The organism is Streptomyces sp. NPDC107581, from assembly GCF_055657175.1.
The window spans coordinates 512,031-528,680 of the sequence record NZ_JBVKBH010000003.1 but is presented as its reverse complement, the minus strand read 5'-3'; the positions used below and the strand labels follow the sequence as shown (position 1 = coordinate 528,680).

Annotated in this window: 14 protein-coding genes; 4 read left to right on the top strand and 10 right to left on the bottom strand. The window is 71.6% G+C overall.

Annotated features, from left to right (window positions below; all coding sequences use genetic code 11):
* Positions 1–47: 47 nt before the first annotated feature.
* From ACZ7P3_RS09100 to ACZ7P3_RS09070, 7 genes are all read right to left on the bottom strand, one after another.
* Entirely contained in the window at positions 48–1,436 is a 1,389-nt protein-coding gene (locus ACZ7P3_RS09100; protein ID WP_472080044.1) for an amino acid permease, read from the bottom strand.
* Positions 1,437–1,557: 121 nt separating this feature from the next.
* Entirely contained in the window at positions 1,558–2,457 is a 900-nt protein-coding gene (locus tag ACZ7P3_RS09095) for a TauD/TfdA dioxygenase family protein (protein WP_472080043.1), read from the bottom strand.
* A 14-nt stretch (positions 2,458–2,471) separates the two neighbouring features.
* On the bottom strand, positions 2,472–3,803 hold the full coding sequence (locus ACZ7P3_RS09090) for an LLM class flavin-dependent oxidoreductase (RefSeq protein WP_472080042.1): 1,332 nt from the start codon (positions 3,801–3,803) through the stop codon (positions 2,472–2,474).
* On the bottom strand, positions 3,800–4,534 hold the full coding sequence (locus tag ACZ7P3_RS09085) for an ABC transporter ATP-binding protein (protein ID WP_472080041.1): 735 nt from the start codon (positions 4,532–4,534) through the stop codon (positions 3,800–3,802). The genes ACZ7P3_RS09090 and ACZ7P3_RS09085 overlap by 4 nt, the downstream gene beginning before the upstream one ends.
* The gene (locus ACZ7P3_RS09080; protein WP_472080040.1) at positions 4,510–5,358 is read right to left on the bottom strand and encodes an ABC transporter permease; all 849 of its coding nucleotides are present in this window, start codon (positions 5,356–5,358) and stop codon (positions 4,510–4,512) included. Before ACZ7P3_RS09080 ends, ACZ7P3_RS09085 begins: the two co-directional genes overlap by 25 nt.
* Complete coding sequence (locus tag ACZ7P3_RS09075) at positions 5,355–6,398, bottom strand: ABC transporter substrate-binding protein (RefSeq protein ID WP_472080039.1); 1,044 nt, start codon at positions 6,396–6,398, stop codon at positions 5,355–5,357. Before ACZ7P3_RS09075 ends, ACZ7P3_RS09080 begins: the two co-directional genes overlap by 4 nt.
* A gap of 219 nt (positions 6,399–6,617) precedes the next feature.
* Complete coding sequence (locus ACZ7P3_RS09070; RefSeq protein WP_472080038.1) at positions 6,618–7,889, bottom strand: ROK family protein; 1,272 nt, start codon at positions 7,887–7,889, stop codon at positions 6,618–6,620.
* Between the two features lie 442 nt (positions 7,890–8,331).
* On the opposite strand from ACZ7P3_RS09070, the gene ACZ7P3_RS09065 reads away from it, so the two are divergent.
* Entirely contained in the window at positions 8,332–8,913 is a 582-nt protein-coding gene (locus ACZ7P3_RS09065) for a biotin transporter BioY (RefSeq protein WP_472080037.1), read from the top strand.
* A 238-nt stretch (positions 8,914–9,151) separates the two neighbouring features.
* Here ACZ7P3_RS09065 and ACZ7P3_RS09060 read toward each other — a convergent pair whose 3' ends face one another.
* On the bottom strand, positions 9,152–9,874 hold the full coding sequence (locus ACZ7P3_RS09060; RefSeq protein WP_472080036.1) for an LPXTG cell wall anchor domain-containing protein: 723 nt from the start codon (positions 9,872–9,874) through the stop codon (positions 9,152–9,154).
* A 158-nt stretch (positions 9,875–10,032) separates the two neighbouring features.
* On the opposite strand from ACZ7P3_RS09060, the gene ACZ7P3_RS09055 reads away from it, so the two are divergent.
* Positions 10,033–11,928 (top strand): serine/threonine-protein kinase, encoded by a 1,896-nt coding sequence (locus tag ACZ7P3_RS09055; RefSeq protein WP_472080035.1) that lies wholly within the window; start codon positions 10,033–10,035, stop codon positions 11,926–11,928.
* Positions 11,929–11,956: 28 nt separating this feature from the next.
* On the opposite strand, the gene ACZ7P3_RS09050 is transcribed toward ACZ7P3_RS09055, so the two are convergent.
* The gene (locus ACZ7P3_RS09050; protein ID WP_472080034.1) at positions 11,957–13,384 is read right to left on the bottom strand and encodes an amino acid permease; all 1,428 of its coding nucleotides are present in this window, start codon (positions 13,382–13,384) and stop codon (positions 11,957–11,959) included.
* 247 nt (positions 13,385–13,631) lie between these two features.
* Between ACZ7P3_RS09050 and ACZ7P3_RS09045 the strand changes: the two genes are divergently transcribed.
* Together ACZ7P3_RS09045 and ACZ7P3_RS09040 are read left to right on the top strand one after the other, a co-directional pair.
* Positions 13,632–14,117, top strand: a complete 486-nt coding sequence (locus ACZ7P3_RS09045) for a ribose-5-phosphate isomerase (protein ID WP_472080033.1) — start codon at positions 13,632–13,634, stop codon at positions 14,115–14,117.
* A 425-nt stretch (positions 14,118–14,542) separates the two neighbouring features.
* A complete protein-coding gene (locus ACZ7P3_RS09040; RefSeq protein WP_472080032.1) occupies positions 14,543–15,352 on the top strand; it encodes an Fpg/Nei family DNA glycosylase in 810 nt (269 codons plus the stop codon).
* A 16-nt stretch (positions 15,353–15,368) separates the two neighbouring features.
* Here ACZ7P3_RS09040 and ACZ7P3_RS09035 read toward each other — a convergent pair whose 3' ends face one another.
* Entirely contained in the window at positions 15,369–16,610 is a 1,242-nt protein-coding gene (locus ACZ7P3_RS09035) for a GNAT family N-acetyltransferase (RefSeq protein WP_472080031.1), read from the bottom strand.
* Between the last annotated feature and the right edge of the window lie 40 nt (positions 16,611–16,650).

Here is a 16,650-nt window from a genome sequence, read left to right as displayed (position 1 = left end):
GTGCACCGCGGGGGTCTTTCGTGAGGCGTCCGGAAGGGAGGGCGGGGTCAGGACCTGCCGCGCACCCGCTGCCAGGCGTAGCCCACGGCGGCCAGCGCCAGCGTCATCCCGCCCGTCGAGTAGAGCTGGACGCGGGTGTCCGGCTCCCGCGCCATGAGGACGAAGATCGCCGCCATGGCCGCCAGCGCGACCCAGGTGAGGAACGGGAACGCCCACATCCGCACCACCAGCTTCTGCGGCGTCTCCCGCTCCGTGCGGCGGCGCAGCAGCAGCTGGGAGACCGCGATGAAGATCCAGACGACGAGGATCACGGCGCCGATCATGTTCAGCAGCCACTTGAAGACGTCGTCCGGCCGCCAGTAGCTGAGCAGCACGCAGCCGAAGCCCAGCACGCAGGAGGTGAGGACGGCGACACGCGGCACCCCGCCGGAGACCTTCGCCAGCACCTTCGGGCCCTGCCCGCGCGCCACCAGCGAGTAGGCGATGCGCGAGGAGCCGTAGATGTTGGCGTTCATCGCGGAGAGCAGGGCGACCAGGATCACCACGTTCATCAGCTGATCGGCGCCGGGAATGCCGATCTGCTTCAGGGCGGCGACGTACGGTCCGTCCGTCACGACCGCCTTGTCGTCCCACGGGACCAGCGTCACGATGACCGCCATCGAGCCGATGTAGAACAGGGCGATCCGCCACATCGCGGTGCGCACCGCGCTCGCCACGCCCTTGACCGGGTCCTCCGACTCCGCCGCCGCGATCGTGACCGTCTCCAGCCCGCCGTAGGCGAAGACCGAGGCCAGCAGGCCGATGACCAGGCCCTCGCTGCCGTTCGGGAGGAAGCCTCCCTGGCCGGTGAGGTTCGAGGCGCCCGGGGAGTCGGTGCCGGGCAGGACGCCGGCGACGGCCAGCACGCCCAGGATCAGGAACAGGGAGATCGCACCGACCTTCAGCGCGGCGAACCAGAACTCGAACTCGCCGAAGTTCTTCACGGCGGCGAGGTTCGCTCCGCAGAACACGGCCATGAACAGCGCCACCCAGGCCCACTCGGGCGTGCCGGGCAGCCAGCCGGTGACGATGTGTGCCGCACCGATGCCCTCCAGGCCGACGGCCGTGCACAGCAGGACCCAGAAGGACCAGCCCGCCGTGAAGCCCGCCCAGGGGCCCATCGCCCGCTCGGCGTGCGCGGAGAAGGAGCCCGAGGAGGGGTGGGCGGCCGACATCTCGCCGAGCATCCGCATCACCAGCATCACCAGGAGGCCGGAGAGGGTGTAGGCGATCACGATGGACGGTCCGGCCGCGGCGATACCGGCGCCGGAGCCGACGAACAGGCCCGCGCCGATCACCCCGCCGAGCGCGATCATCGACAGGTGGCGCTGCTTGAGACCGTGGGAGAGGGAGGCGTTCTCCTGCTGGGGAGGCGTCTCGACTGTGGTGCTGGGCATGGGCGCGGCTCGTCCTGTGCAATAGGCGGGCAAAAACGCCCACAGTCTGGGCGGCCCGTCCGCTCGCGCGAAGGGGCCGCCCAGTATCCGGACACCGACTGTACACAGGGTGAAATCGCGGTTACGCCGCCACGGGCGTGTAGTGCGAGGCGTCGCCCTCGATCGAGTAGCTCTCCTTGCCCTCGATGCCGGCCGGCACGTCACCGGCCACGGTCACCCGGTGCAGCCGGCGCGGCAGCCCGTCGTAGTTGTCGATGGCGTAGTGCTGGGTGATGCGGTTGTCGAAGAGGACCAGCTGGTCCGGCGACCAGCGCCAGCGCAGGACGTTCTCCGGGCGGGTGACATAGGCCTGGAGCAGGTCCAGGATCCTGCGGGACTCGCCCACCGACAGGCCGGCGATCCGCTGCGCGAACCCGCCGATGAACAGCCCGCGCTCACCGGTCAGCGGATGCACGCGGACCACGGGGTGGGCCGTGCGGTACTTGACCGAGGTGAACTGCGCGCGCTGGGCGGCCTTCTCCTCGTCGACCTCCTCCTCGGGCACCGCGTAGTCGTAGTCGTTGGTGTGCTCCGCCCACAGGGTGTCGGCCAGGCGCCGCAGCGGCTCGGGCAGATCGCGGTAGGCGGCCGCCGCGTTGGCGATCAGCGTCTCGCCGCCGTACGGCGGGACGGTGATGCTGCGCAGGGTGCTGGCCTGCGGCGGGTTGAGGACGAAGGTGACATCGGTGTGCCAGTGGTTGGCGCGGCCCCGCTCGCTGTCCACGGGCAGCACGTTCGGGGCGCCCTCGACGGCGCCGACCGTCGGGTGGGCGGTGGTGAGGTCGCCGAAGTGGCGGGCGAAGGCCTGCTGGCCCGCGTCGTCGAGCCCTCCGGCGGCACCGGTGTCGAAGACGAGCGCCTTGTGGACGTTCAGGGCCTCCCGGACCCCGGCGACCTGCTCCGGGGCGAGCGGCCGGGTGATGTCGACGCCGGACACCCGGGCGCCGATGCGTGCGGTGACCTTGGTGATCTCCAGGGACATGGTCGCTGTTCCTTTCAGACGAGGGCTGTGCTGTGCTGGTTGGCGGGGCGGGGCAGGCCGTAGCGCTCCCGCAGGGTCCGGCGCGGGCCGTAGGCGGTGCGCAGCAGGCCGCGGGCGCGCAGGATCGGTACGACGTGCTCGACGAACGCCTCCAGACCGGAGGGCAGCACGGCCGGCATGATGTTGAAGCCGTCGGCGGCACCCCGGCTGAACCAGGTCTCGATCTGGCCGGCGACCTGCTCGGGCGTCCCGGCGAAGGTGAGGTGCCCGCGTCCGCCGCCGAGCCGCCCGATCAGCTGCCGCACGGTCAGCCGCTCGCTGCGGGCCAGCTCCACGACGAGCGTGTAGCGGCTCTTGGCGCCCTCGACGGCCGACTCCGGCGGCAGGCCGGCGGGCAGCTGCGCGTCCAGCTCCAGGACGCCGGGCGCCAGCTGGAGCAGGTTCTCCAGCCGGGCCAGTCCGTGGTCGTACACGATGTGGTCCTCCAGGACCCGTTCGGCCGCCCGCGCCTCGGCCTCCGTGGAGCCGATCACCGGGACGATGCCCGGCAGCACCTTGATGTGCTCGGGGTCCCGCCCCTCCCGTGCGGTACGGGACTTGAGGTCGGCGTAGAAGGCCTGGGCGCCGGCGAGGGTCTGCTGGGCGGTGAACACCGCTTCCGCGTACCGGGCGGCGAACCGCCTGCCGTCCTCGGAGGAGCCCGCCTGCACGAGGAGGGGGTACCCCTGGGGCGTGCGCGGCACATTGAGCGCGCCCTCGACGCCGAAGTACCTGCCCCGGTGCCGGGGCGGATGGATCTTGGCGTCGTCGCCCCAGACCCCGGCCGCCTTGTCGGCGACGATGGCGTCGTCCTCCCAGCTGTCCCACAGCTTGAGGGCCACGTCGAGGAACTCGGCGGCGCGGGCGTACCGCTCGGCGTGCGCGGGCTCGGCGTCCAGTCCGAAGTTGCGGGCGGCCTCCCTGCCCGCGGTCGTGACGATGTTCCAGCCCGCCCGGCCGCCGCTGATGATGTCCAGCGAGGCGAACCTGCGGGCCAGGTTGTAGGGGGAGTTGTAGGAGGTGGAGGCGGTGGCGATCAGGCCGATGTGCTCGGTGGCGGTCGCCAGCGCGGTCAGCAGGGTGAGCGGCTCCAGCGCGCCGGCCGGGCGCTGGGCCAGGTTGCTCCACAGCTGGGGGCCGTCGGCGAGGAAGAGGGAGTCGAAGGTGCCGCGTTCGGCGATCCGTGCCAGCCCGACGTAGTGCGCGAGGTCGACATGTGCGTACGGGTCGCTCTCCGGCAGCCGCCACGAGGCCTCGTGGTGGCCGGTGTTCATCAGGAACGCGTTGAGGTGGAGCCGGCGGGTCATGCGTGGTCCTCCGTCACACCGAGGGCGGCCAGCAGCCGCTCGCGGTATTCGCTCAGCACCGGCTCCCGGTAGGAGCGCGGATGGGGCCGGTCGATGGTCAGATCGAGGCCGATACGGCCCCGGTCCAGGACGAGGACCCGGTCGGCGAGCACGATCGCCTCGTCCACGTCGTGGGTGACGAGCAGCACCGAGGGCCGGTGACGCTCCCACAGCTCGCGCAGCAGGTGGTGCATCCGGATCCGGGTGAGCGCGTCCAGCGCCCCGAACGGCTCGTCGGCCAGCAGGAGTTCGGGCTCGCGCACCAGGGAGCGGGCCAGCGCCGCACGCTGCGCCTCGCCGCCGGACAGCTCGCCCGGCCAGGCCCGCTCACGGCCGCCCAGGCCGACCTCCGCCAGCGCGGCCCGGCCGCGCCCCTCGGCGTCCCTGCCGTCCAGACCGAGGGTCACGTTGTCCAGCACCCTGCGCCAGGGCAGCAGCCGGGAGTCCTGGAAGACCACGGACACCCGCTCGGGCGCGGTGAGCCGCCCGCTGCCCGCGACCCCGTGGTCGAGGCCCGCGACGGCCCTGAGCAGGGTGCTCTTGCCCGAGCCGCTGTGCCCCAGCAGGGCCGTGAACTGGCCGGCGGGCAGATCGAGGCCGATGCCGTCCAGGACCGTACGGCCCCCGAACGACCGGGTCAGCCCCCGCAGCCGGACCGCCGGACGGGTCAGCTGCTCAGTGTGCGGCGCCACGACAGCACCCTCCGTTCGATCAGTCGGACCACGCTGTCGGAGACCAGGCCGAAGACGCCGTAGATCAGCAGGCCGACCAGGATGATGTCCGTGCGGCCGTAGTTCTGCGCCTGGAACATCAGGTAGCCCAGGCCGCTGGTGGCGTTGATCTGCTCCAGGACCACCAGACCCAGCCAGGAGCCGGTGACACCGAGCCGGAGTCCCACGAAGAACCCGGGCAGCGCCCCGGGAATCACGATCTGCCGGACGAAGGCGAACCGCGACAGGCCCTGCACCTCGGCGAGTTCGACGTACCGGCTGTCGATGCCGGACAGCGCGGCGTGGGTGTTCAGGTAGACCGGGACGTAGACCACGATCGCGATGATGGCGATCTTGAAGGTCTCGCCGATGCCCAGCCAGAGGATGAACAGCGGGATCAGACCGAGGGTCGGGATCGCCCGGTTGAGCTGGACGGTCCCGTCGATCAGCGCCTCCCCGGCCCGGCTGAGCCCGGAGACGAGCGCGAGGGCGACCCCGGCGGTCAGACCGATCGCGAAGCCGTACGCGGCCCGTTCCAGCGAGGTCAGCACATCGGTGGGCAGCGTGCCGTCGGTCCACAGCCGGACCCCCTCCCGCAGCACGGTCCAGGGCGCCGGGACGGCACCCGGGTCGAGCCGTCCGGCGGCCGAGGCGGCGGCCCACAGGGCGAGCAGCACCAGCGGCCCGGCCAGCCGGGCGGCGGGCAGCCGGCGGCCGGGGGAGAGACGGCGGCGCCTGCGGACCTCGGAGAGCTCCCCGGCGGCCGTCGCCGCGACGGCGGTCGTCGTCGTGGTCACCGCGCTCACCTCCGGTACTCCGCCGGTACGGCCTCGGCGGCGAGGGACTCGAAGCGGTGGTCGAACAGCGAGGAGACATCGGACTTCTTCACGAAGCCGCCCTCGGCGAGCAGATCGGCGGTCTCCTGCTCCCACCGGACCGCCTCGTCCCAGCGGGGCGGGAAGAGCGGCTTGTTGGCCAGCCGGGTGATGCCCCGGGCCTGCTCCAGGGTCAGGTTCTGGGTCTTCACGTAGAACTCCTCGTTCCACACGTCCGGGTGCTCGTACTGCCACACCTGGCCTCTGGCCCACTGTGGGATGTACGCGGCGATCGCGGCCGCCTTCGCCGGGTCGTTGAGCACGGACTGCGGCGCCCACAGCAGGTTCAGCAGGTCGACGACGTCGGTGGCGACGGTGCGGGCGCCCTTGCCCGCGTACTGCTGGAGGTAGGCGGGCGCCTGGCTGTTGGCGAGCGGGGCGACGTCGACCTGTCCGGACTGCAGGGCGGTCAGGAACTGGTTGCTGGTCAGCGGGACCAGCGTCACCTCGTCGTACGCCAGGCCCGCCCGCTTCAGCGCCCGCAGCAGGACGACGCCCTGCGCCTGGCCCTGCGAGAACGCGAGCCTCCTGCCCTTGAAGTCCCGGGCCGTGCGGATGTCGCTGCCGGGCTTGGTGGCGAAGAGGTAGGTGGGCCTGCGGGTGATCCCGAGCGCCACGATCTTCGCGGCAAAGCCCTGGTAGTGGGCCTGGATCGGCGGTATGCCCGCGTTGTCGGCGAGGTCCAGGGACCGGGCGCGGAAGGCGTTGATGACATCCGGGCCGGCCCCGATGTTCACCCAGCTGGAGACCTTGAACGGCAGCGCGGGCAGCTTCGCCAGCCTGAACTGCAGCTGCTGCACGTCCTGGTAGGAGGCGATCTTCAGGCTGGTCCCGGCCGGGACCTCGGCGGCCGGCGGCTCGGTGGAGGCGCCCTCGGTGTCGGCGGCGGCGCTGGCGCCCGCGCAGCCGCTGAGGCCCGCCACGGTGGCGGACGCGCCCAGCAAAGAGGTGAGAAAGACACGACGGTGCATGGGAGGACTCCCGGGAGAAAAAGAGAGGAAAGACCTCGCGCGGCGAGGCGGGAAGAATTCCGGGAAGGCAGACCGGAGCAAGGGGACTCACGCAGTGGAAACACGCGCTTCATGCGCGGCAATGTGTCAGCAACAGAGGGTGCGACAGCTTGCGAGAGGGCTCATGACCAGGATGTTCCCGGCCATGAGCGACCCCTGTCAACATTCCGAGTTTCTGAATTAAATAGCCTCAGGTGATGTGCTCAACGGGTCCCGGAACAGAGCGTCCAGCACCACGGATCCACCCGCCACCGCCAGCACGGAATCCGGGAAACTCGTCGGCAGCACGGCAGCGGACCGGTGCTTTCCGGCCGCTTCCCGCAGCGCGGCCAGACAGTCCTCGAAATGGATGACACCGACCTCGGTGACGACGACCGTCTCCGGGTTGAGCACATCGAGCAGCAGCCCGGCCGCCCGCCCGGTCGTCCGGGCCCGCTCCACCAGCAGCCGCCGGGCCACCACGTCCCCCGCCGCCGCCGCGGCCACCACCTGCATCGGATCGGCCGAGCCGGTCACCCCCGCCGCCCGGGCCCGCCGGCACAGCGTCCGCTCGCTCAGCTCCACCTGGAGGCAGCCGGTTCTCCCGCAGCCGCACGGCTCGGTGCCGCCCGGCACCGGAAGATGGGCGATCGCACCGGCCTGCGAACGGGGGCCGTGGTGCACCTCGTCATGGGTGGCGAAGGCCGCGTCGACCACGTTGCCGACGAACAGGTGCAGCACGCTGCGGCTTCCCCGGGCCCGTCCGAACAGCCGCTCGCCGTTGACCAACGCCCGCGCGTGACCGTCCACATGGACCGGCAGCCCGGTGCGGACCCGGAGCAGCTCCCGCACCGGCACCTCGCGCCAGCCCAGCAGTTCGTGCTCGACCACGGTGCCCGTCTCCCGGTCCACCCAGCCGCCGACGGCGACCCCGACCCCCAGCGGCCGGCGCCCCGGCGCCCGTGCGAGCAGCGCCGCCAGCCCCTCGGCGGCCCGGGCCAGCACCGGGCCCGGATCGGTCCGCTCGTGCCGCAACTGCCGCGCCGCCACCACCCGCCCCCTCAGGTCCAGCAGCGCGACCGTGGTGTACGGCACGGCCACGTGCACCCCGCCCACCACGAACCGCTCGCTGTCGAGGTCCATGGGCACATGCGGCCGGCCGACCCCGTTCGAACGGCGGGGCGCCGCCTCCTCACGGACCAGCCCGAGCCCGGCCAGCCGGGCACAGTGCTCGGTCACCGACGCGGGCGACAGCCCGGTCAGCCGGGCGATGGTGCTGCGCGCCACCGGCCCGTGCTCCAGCACGGACCGCAGCACGACGCTGGCGTTGGTGCGCCGCCGGTCGCGGTCGGCGGCACGCGGAACGGGGGAGGCGCGCGGAACGGGAGAGGCAACGGGAACGGGGGAGGCGAGGGGAGCGGGGGAGGCGAGGGGAACGGAAGGGGCAAAGGCGGATGCCGCGGTACGGGGCATGGAGAACCGTCCTCGGGAACGGGGCCGACACGTCTCGGAAGGGAGAGGCGCCCCGGGGGCCGCCCTACCCCGGGCGGCGACAGGTGGCCGTGCCCTGGCGTCGCAGGTCGACATAGCGACGCGACGTGAAGTACCGGGCCTGGGCAACCATGCGTTCGAAGCTAGCAAAACGCCCCCGCGCTGCCCAGACGGCGACCGACGGGCGAGACGGTCACCGGGCCTTTGGTGAAACCCTACAGACGAGCCGACCCGGCCCCTGCCCACGGCGGACCGGCCCACCTCAGTGACCGGTATCACGCCGTACCAGGTGTAACCCACACCCTTTGTGCGGAGCCCACCAAGGGCCGGTTCCCGCCTTTGTCGAGCGCTGACGGTGATCGGCACGCGGACACCGGTATAGCGTCACGGTGTTTCCCCTGCCCTCACCACCCGCGGAGTCCCCATGAGCACCGCCACCGTCACCGCTCGCCCCGGCGCCGTCCTCGCCGACCTGCTTCCCGCGTCGCGCGTGCGCGACGCCGCCCTCGTGCTCGGCGGTGCCGCGCTCACCGGTCTCGCGGCCCAGCTGTCGGTCCCGGTGCCCGGCTCTCCCGTTCCGGTGACCGGCCAGACCTTCGCCGCGCTGCTCGTCGGCACCGCGCTCGGCGCCCGCCGCGGCTTCCTCTCGCTCGCCCTGTACGCGCTCGCCGGTGTGGCCGGCCTGCCGTGGTTCGCGGGCGGCACCTCCGGCGCGGGCACCGTCTCCTTCGGCTACATCCTCGGCATGCTGCTCGCCTCCGCGGCCGTGGGCGCGCTCGCCCGCCGCGGCGCCGACCGCTCCGCGCTGCGCATGGCGGGCACGATGCTCCTCGGCGAGGCCCTCATCTACGCCGTCGGCGTCCCCTACCTGGCCCTGGCCGCCCACCTGTCCGCCTCCCAGGCGATCGCCGCCGGCCTCACCCCGTTCCTCATCGGCGACGCCCTGAAGGCCGCCCTGGCGATGGGCGTGCTGCCCACCGCCTGGAAGTTCGTCAGCAAGCGCTGACGCCGCAGCTCCTGCGGAAGAGGTTCGCCGGGTCGCACCGCTCCTTGAGCCCGGCGAACCTCTTCCGCGTTTCGGGGGCGTACAGCCCTACGGCCTTGCAGTTCTACGGCCTTGCAGTTCTACGGCCTTGCAGTTCTACGGCCTTGTAGTCCTACGGCCCTGCAGCCCCTCAGTTCTTCAGCCCTTCAGCCCTTCAGTCGAGGCCTCTCGGCTCCGGCCTTCGGTTCACCCCTTCCGGTCAGGCGGCCTCCTGCTCCCGCCTGCGCTGTGACCACCACACCCCGGCGGCGCCGATCGCGATCAGTGCGGTGCCGGCGGCGCCCAGGGGCAGCACCTCACGCCCCACACCCGTCTTCGGCAGCTCGTCGCCGCCCGGCGCGGCCGGCTTGTTGTCGGTGCCGAGCAGCAGCGGGGTGGCCGGGGCGTTCGGGGACGGATTGCTGGTCCCGAAGGGCACCGGGCCCTGCTGCCAGAACGTCTTCTTCCCGTCCGTGGTCTGCACGGGAAGACAGATCTTGCCGGCGTTGGTCAGGTCGTACGTGGCCTGGACCGCATACGACTTGGACTGCCCGGCCGCAAGCGAACCGACCGGGCAACTGAAACCGCTGTTCGAACCCTTCGGCAGATCCTTTTCGGCGATCGCCGAGCAACCCTGAACGCCCGTGACCTTCAGTGCGTCGAATCCGACCACCAAAAGCCTGATACCGCCGCTGTCCTTGGTCCCCTCGTTCTTCACGGTGGCGGTGAGTGCCGTTTTCTTCGAACTGTTGTCGACCGAGATCTTCTCCGGCAGCAGTGTGCGCAGCTGCACGCCCGCCGGTGCCTGGTCGACCGCCTTTCCTCCCTTGTCGCTGCCCGGTCCCTGGTCATCGGCGACGGCCGGACAGGAAAGGATCAGCACGACCGAGAAAGATGCCGTGACCAGCGATCCCGTGATGCCCAACCTGTGACGAGAACTCATGTTCGCCCCCCTTGCGACCCCCTGGACTGCGCCTGAATTCGCAGTACTTGAAGAGGTACCACAAGATTTCCCCGCACTATGCTGGTACGGCCTGAAGTGTGACGTCCTGTTTCGGCAGAGGCGGTCGTTGAGGGGGGTGCGGCGCATTGCCGGGGAATATGGGAGAAACGGGAGGCGCGAGGACCGGCGGGATTCCGGGACTGCTGGTGAACGCGCGCTATCGGCTGGTCGAAAGCATCGGGCAGGGGGGAATGGGGCGCGTGTGGCGGGCCGTCGACGAAATACTCGACCGGCTGGTCGCGGTGAAGGAAATACGCATAGACGGCTCGGACGCGGAGGACATCCGCACCCGCCGCGAACGCACCCTGCGCGAGGGCCGGGCGACCGCCCGGATCGACCACCCCAACGTCGTGCGCGTCTACGACGTGGTGGACGAGGGTGAACGCCTGTGGATCGTCATGGAGTTGGTGCCCGGGCGCTCACTGGAGCGGATGATGACGGAAGAGGGGCCGCTCCGCCCGCGGGAGACGGCACGCATCGGACTGGGCCTGGCGGCGGCCCTCGGCCAGGTGCACGCCGGGGGCGTGCTGCACCGGGACATCAAACCGGGCAACGTCCTGGTCGAGGACGGGGTGGGCGGGGCCGGCGGGGAAGGCGGGGCGCGCCGGGTGGTCCTCACGGACTTCGGCATCGCCGCGATCCAGGATGCCAAGGCTCTCACCATGGTCGGCATGCTCGTCGGCTCCCCCGACTACATGGCACCCGAGCGCATCTCGGGGCGCCGGCAGGGACCGCCGTCCGACCTGTGGTCCCTGGGCGCGACCCTCTGCGCGGCCCTGGCCGGCCACTCCCCGTTCTCCCGCGACACCACCCTGGCGACGCTGCACGCCGTGCTCTACGAGGAACCCCAACTCCCGTCGGCCGCAGGCCCGTTGCACTCCCTCCTCGCGGCCCTGCTGAGGAAGGACCCGTCATCCCGCCCCGCCCTCGCGGAGGTGGAACGGGCCCTGCGGCAGGTGGCGTACCCGGCGCCCACACCGACGGTCCTGAGCGCGGGGGCAGCGACGTGGGAGAGGACCGGTCCGGAGGGGGCCAGGGCGGAGGGGGCCGGTTCGGAAGGGGCCGGGGCGGAGGGGGTCGTTTCGGAAGGGACCGGGGCGGCGGGGGACGGGGCGGAGAGGGCCGGTTCGGAGTGGGTCGGTTCGGAAGGGGCCGGCTTGACGGAGACACCAGCCGGACCGGACGGATGCGGCGCGCCGGCCCCGGGCCCACCGGCCACGCGTGCCCGGGCGGTGACCGAGCGGCGTCGCGTCACCTCCTTCGGAACGGTCGTGCCGGTGCCCTCCGGTGTGCGCCGTCGCACCGTGCTGCCGGCGGCGCTCGGGGTCGTCGCCGTGGCCGTCGTGGTCGCCGTGCTCCTCGCCACCTCGGGCGGGGGCGGCCGGCAGGGGGCCGCCGGTGCCGGGACCGCCACCGCCACCACCGACACGTCGCCCACCGGGTCCTCGTCCGCCGGGTCCCCGTCCACCGACGCCTCGCCCAGCCGGTCCTCGCCCAGCCGGTCCTCGTCCGCCGGGTCCTCGCCCACGGGCGCCTCCCCGTCCGTCGACGGGAGCTCCCGGCCGCGCACCCTGCCCGCGGGTGCCCGGACCGAGGCGGGCGGCTTCGCCTGGGTGCCGCCCAAGGGGTGGCGGCGGGACGTGAAGACGGCCGCCGAGGTCCACTACACCTCGCCCGACGGCCGGCAGGAACTCGTGGGCAAGTCCTCGCTGGCCCGGGGCGACCTCATGGACACCTGGCGACGCTCGGAACAGGACGCCCGCCAGGGCCGGGACTACGTCAAGATCCGGCTGGCCGAGACCACCTTCCAAGGGCACCCGGCGGTCGTCTGGGAGTACACCTTCACCCTCAAGGGCACGCCCTGGCACGCCCGCCTGCTCGGCTTCGACGCGGACGGGACGTCGTACCAGATCAACACCTGGTACCGGCCGGACATCGAACCGCAGGCCCTGAAGACGTACAGCACGGTGAAGGAGACCTTCACCGTGCTGTGAGCCGAAGAGGAGGGAAGAGGCGTGCGGATCAGGCCGTGGGGACCTTGTCGTTCACCTCGACCGCGGGCGCCTCGGTCGCACGGCCCGCTGTCACCTTCTGCTTCACGAAGGCGATCACCAGCACGACCGCCGCGACCAGCAGGGACAGCAGCACGGTCGTACGGCCGCTGCTCTCGCCCTTGGTGTCGGTCAGCATGTAGCCGAGGACGAACACGATCAGACCGATGGTCGCCCAGGTCAGGTACGGGTACAGCCACATCTTCACGACGAGCTTCTCCGGTGCCTCACGCTGGATGATCTTCCGCATGCGCAGCTGCGAGGCGCAGATGGCCAGCCACACGAACAGGGCGACCGCACCGGAGGAGTTCACGAGGAAGAGGAAGATCGTCTTCGGGTACTCGTAGTTGAAGAAGACCGCCACGAAGCCGAAGACGACGGACGCGAGGATGGCCGTCATCGGCACGCCCCGGGAGGTGGTGCGGGCGAACGCCTTCGGGGCGTCACCGCGCTGGCCCAGCGAGAAGGCCATGCGGGAGGCCGTGTACAGACCCGAGTTGAGGCAGGACAGCACCGAGGTGAGCACGATGAAGTTCATGATCTCGCCGGCGTGCGCGATGCCGAGGGAGTTCAGGGCGGCGACGTACGAGCCGTCCTTCGCGATCGAGGCGTCGTTCCACGGCAGCAGGGCGACGACGACCAGGATCGAGCCCAGGTAGAAGACGCCGATGCGCCAGATGATGCTGTTGGTCGACTTCGTCACCGCGCGCTGCGGGTTCTCCGACTCGCCGGCCGCCAGGGTCGCGATCTCGCTGCCCATGAAGGAGAAGACCACCAGCAGCACACCGGTGAGGATGGCGCCGGGACCGTGCGGCAGGAAACCGCCGTGGGAGGTCAGGTTGGAGAAGGTCGCCTTGTCGGTGTGCACGCCGGGCAGCACGCCGAAGATGGCCAGCAGGCCGACGACGATGAACGCGCCGATCGCCACGACCTTGATGCCGGCGAACCAGAACTCGAACTCGCCGTAGGAGCCGACCGAGACCAGGTTGGTCGCGGTCAGGACGGTCATCACGATGAGGGCCCAGCCCCACTGCGGGACGCCGGGCATCCAGCCTTCCAGGATCTTGGCGCCGGCGGTCGCCTCGACGGCGAGCACGACGACCCAGAAGAACCAGTACAGCCAGCCGATGGAGAAACCGGCCCAGCGGCCGAGAGCGCGGTCGGCATGCGCGGAGAAGGACCCGGAGGTCGGATTGGCGGCGGACATCTCGCCGAGCATGCGCATCACGAGGACGACGAGGGTGCCGACGAGGGCGTAGGACAACAGGATGCCGGGGCCCGCGGTGGCGATGCCCGAGCTGGAGCCGACGAAGAGTCCGGCACCGATCACTCCACCGATGGCGATCATCGAGAGGTGACGGTTCTTGAGTCCTGCTTGAAGTCCGGAACCAGGGGTCATGGGACGGATTTCCTTTGCGCCGGTGGGGCGATTCCCGTACGAGCGGGGGTGCCGTTATGGGGCTGAGTACGGGGCGTCGCACGAGCGGTGTACGAGCCGGTCCAGTGAATCGGAGGCGAACAGATTCGGGAACCTCCGAATCCGGATTGTTACTTGAGGTTTCCTTGAGCTTCAATGGTCTGGCTCACATTTTTCGGCGCCGACACCCGGAGCTGCTGCCCTGAATGGGGCGTGTCACACTCGTCCCATGCGCGTGTACCTCGGCTCCGACCATGCGGGCTACGAACTCAAGAACCACCTCGTCGAATGGCTCAAGGCGGCGGGGCACGAGCCCGTCGACTGCGGGCCGCACATCTACGACGCCCAGGACGACTACCCGCCCTTCTGCCTGCGTGCCGCGGAGAAGGCGGCGGGGGACCCCGACGCGCTCGGCATCGTGATCGGCGGCTCCGGCAACGGGGAGCAGATCGCCGCGAACAAGGTGAAGGGGGTGCGGGCGGCGCTGGCCTGGAGCGAGGAGACGGCCCAGCTCGGCCGTCAGCACAACAACGCCAACGTGGTGGCGGTGGGTGCGCGCATGCACAGCCAGGAGGAGGCGACCAAGTTCGTCGAGGTCTTCCTGGGCACACCGTTCTCCGGTGACGAGCGTCACATCCGCCGCATCGACATGCTGGCGGCGTACGAGACCACCGGCGACCTGCCCCCCATCCCGGCCCACCACCCCCAGCAGTAGCCCGACCGCCGACCCGGCCCGATCCGACCTGGCCCGACTAGATCCGATCCGATCCGACCCGGCCCGGCCCACCCGTCCGCCCTCCGCCCGCGGTGGGTCGGCAAGGGCGGGCAGGGGTCGGTGTGGGCCGGCGAGGGTCGGCAGGGGCCGGTGTGCGGCGGGGCCGGGCGGTTCGGGCGGGGCTACGCTGAGTGCTGGTGGGTGCTCTCGGGGTCGGGGACGTGGTGTTCACGTGCCGCTCGGGTTGTGCACCCTTCGGACATGCGCCCCCTGGGCACGCGCCCTTCGGATATACGCCCCCCGGGTATCCGTCCCTCATTCGTGTCCCTGGGGTGTCCGCCCCCTCAGGGGTGATCCGGTCGGTCGGCTTCCCGGTCGGCCGAGGCGGGTGGGTGGGCGGCGCGGTAGGAAAGGACAGCTCGGCCTTGCCAGAAGGGCACACGATCCACCGGCTGGCGCAGGACTGCGCCGGGCGCTTCCTCGGCACCGCCCCACGGGTGACCAGTCCCCAGGGCAAGTTCTCGGACGCGGCCGAGCTGCTGAACGGCGCCCCCCTGACCCGCACCGAGGCCCACGGCAAACACCTCTTCCTCCGGTTCCGCGACGGCGACTGGATCCACATCCACCTCGGCCTCTTCGGCAAGGTCGGCTTCGGCCCGGTCCCCGCACCCCCGCCCACCGGCACCGTCCGCCTCCGCCTCGCGAACGACACCGCGTACGTCGACCTGCGCGGCCCCACGACCTGCGCGCTCATCACGGACGCCGAGAAGCGCGCGATACACGACCGCCTCGGCCCCGACCCCCTGCGCGAGGACGCCGACCCGGCGGCCGCCTACGCCCGCGTCCGCCGCAGCCGTACGACGATCGCCGCGCTTCTCATGGACCAGAAGGTCATCGCCGGTGTCGGCAACGTCTACCGCGCCGAGGTCCTCTTCCGGCACGGCATCGACCCGTACCGCGCGGGCCGGGACATCACCCCGGCCGAATGGGACGCCCTCTGGGCCGACCTCGTCACGCTCATGCGCGAGGGCGTCCGCACCAACCGCATCGACACGGTCCGGCCCGAGCACACCCCCGAGGCCATGGGCCGCCCGCCCCGCGTGGACGACCACGGCGGCGAGGTGTACGTCTACCGCCGGGCCGCCCAGCCCTGCCACATCTGCGACACCGAGATCCGCACCGCCGACCTCGCCGCCCGCAACCTCTTCTGGTGCCCCGCCTGCCAGCGGCCCTGACCGGCGTCCGGCACGTCTAGAAGCCGTGCGGCAGCCACGGCTGCACCGGTGAGCCGAACGCGACCGACGCCTCCGCCAGCGCCCCCTGCCGCAGCTCCCGTACCCGCCCGGCCGCCGCCAGCGACAGCAGGGTCACACCGCCGAGGTAGGCCGCCCCCAGCTCCCGTACGGACAGCGCGAGGTCGGCCCGGTCGGTGGTGCGCTCGCAGGACGCGCCCTTCGCGTCGCCGGTCAGCCGCCAACGCCCCGCGTTCCACGGGCAGAAGGCGTCCTCGACCTCGAACACGACGTCCACCGGCGTCTGGTAGGTGCGTGCCGCCAGCGCCGTACCGACGTCGACGAGACGCAGGTGGCAGGAGTCCCGCAGTTGCGTCCGGCAGCGCCGGATGTCGGAGACCAGGTACTGCCAGGCGTCGTCGAGCGGCCGTCCCCGTACGCTCAGGGTCGTCATCAGGTCGATGCCGAACAGGAAGCGCCACAGCGCCGCATCGGTCGCCGGATCCAGCGCGGCGAGGGCCTCCAGCGTCACCGTGCCGTCGTGCCCGCCGGCCCCCCAGCCGAGCTTGGTACGGAAGCGGGCGTACCCGGTGACCTCGCCGTCCCGCTCGGCGACCACGCACTGCAGCGCGGACGCCCCGTCCCGCTCGCTCTCCGGATCGAGCAGCCCCACCCGCTCCCAGCCGGGCTGCCGGGCCAGCATTCCGGGCCGCAGCGGCACCAGCGCCGCGTACACCGCCTCGCACGCGGCGAGGACGTCGGCCGGCTTCGCGTACCGCAGCCGTACGTCGTCGGCGCCGGCGGGCAGGGCCAGCGTCACCCGGCTCGTGTCGATCTCGGCCTGCAGCTGGAAGGTCGCGGGCCCGTACCCGAAGCGGCCGTAGATCGCGGGCTCGGAGGCGGTCAGCGCCGCCAGCGGCTCGCCCAGGGCGCGCACGTCGTCCAGCTGGCGCCGCATCATCGAGGTCAGCACCCCGCGCCGGCGGTGCGTGGCCGCCACGCTCACCATGGTGATGCCGGCGGCGGGCACCAGGGCCCCGCCGGGCACGGTCATCCGGAAGCTGAACGCCCCTGCCGTCCCGACGACGGTGTCCCCGTCCCAGGCGGCCAGCGAGCGGTCGAACTCGGTGACCGATCTGTCCAGTTCGCGCTCTTCGGCCGACGTCGGACCGGCGCCGAAGGCGCGGATCAGGTGGTCCCACCACCCGTCCCATTCGTCCGGGCGCAGTACCTTCAACTCGGTGGCGCGGTCAGTCCCCATGAGTCATGCCTATCAGGGCATTGCAGGACGAGCCAGCGAA

Coding starts and splice junctions, on each gene's coding strand:
- ACZ7P3_RS09100 (WP_472080044.1), bottom strand. CDS start 1,436: ATGCCCAGCACCACAGTCGAGACGCCTCCCCAGCAGGAGAACGCCTCC.
- ACZ7P3_RS09095 (WP_472080043.1), bottom strand. CDS start 2,457: ATGTCCCTGGAGATCACCAAGGTCACCGCACGCATCGGCGCCCGGGTG.
- ACZ7P3_RS09090 (WP_472080042.1), bottom strand. CDS start 3,803: ATGACCCGCCGGCTCCACCTCAACGCGTTCCTGATGAACACCGGCCAC.
- ACZ7P3_RS09075 (WP_472080039.1), bottom strand. CDS start 6,398: ATGCACCGTCGTGTCTTTCTCACCTCTTTGCTGGGCGCGTCCGCCACC.
- ACZ7P3_RS09070 (WP_472080038.1), bottom strand. CDS start 7,889: ATGCCCCGTACCGCGGCATCCGCCTTTGCCCCTTCCGTTCCCCTCGCC.
- ACZ7P3_RS09065 (WP_472080037.1), top strand. CDS start 8,332: ATGAGCACCGCCACCGTCACCGCTCGCCCCGGCGCCGTCCTCGCCGAC.
- ACZ7P3_RS09060 (WP_472080036.1), bottom strand. CDS start 9,874: ATGAGTTCTCGTCACAGGTTGGGCATCACGGGATCGCTGGTCACGGCA.
- ACZ7P3_RS09055 (WP_472080035.1), top strand. CDS start 10,033: ATGGGAGAAACGGGAGGCGCGAGGACCGGCGGGATTCCGGGACTGCTG.
- ACZ7P3_RS09050 (WP_472080034.1), bottom strand. CDS start 13,384: ATGACCCCTGGTTCCGGACTTCAAGCAGGACTCAAGAACCGTCACCTC.
- ACZ7P3_RS09045 (WP_472080033.1), top strand. CDS start 13,632: ATGCGCGTGTACCTCGGCTCCGACCATGCGGGCTACGAACTCAAGAAC.
- ACZ7P3_RS09035 (WP_472080031.1), bottom strand. CDS start 16,610: ATGGGGACTGACCGCGCCACCGAGTTGAAGGTACTGCGCCCGGACGAA.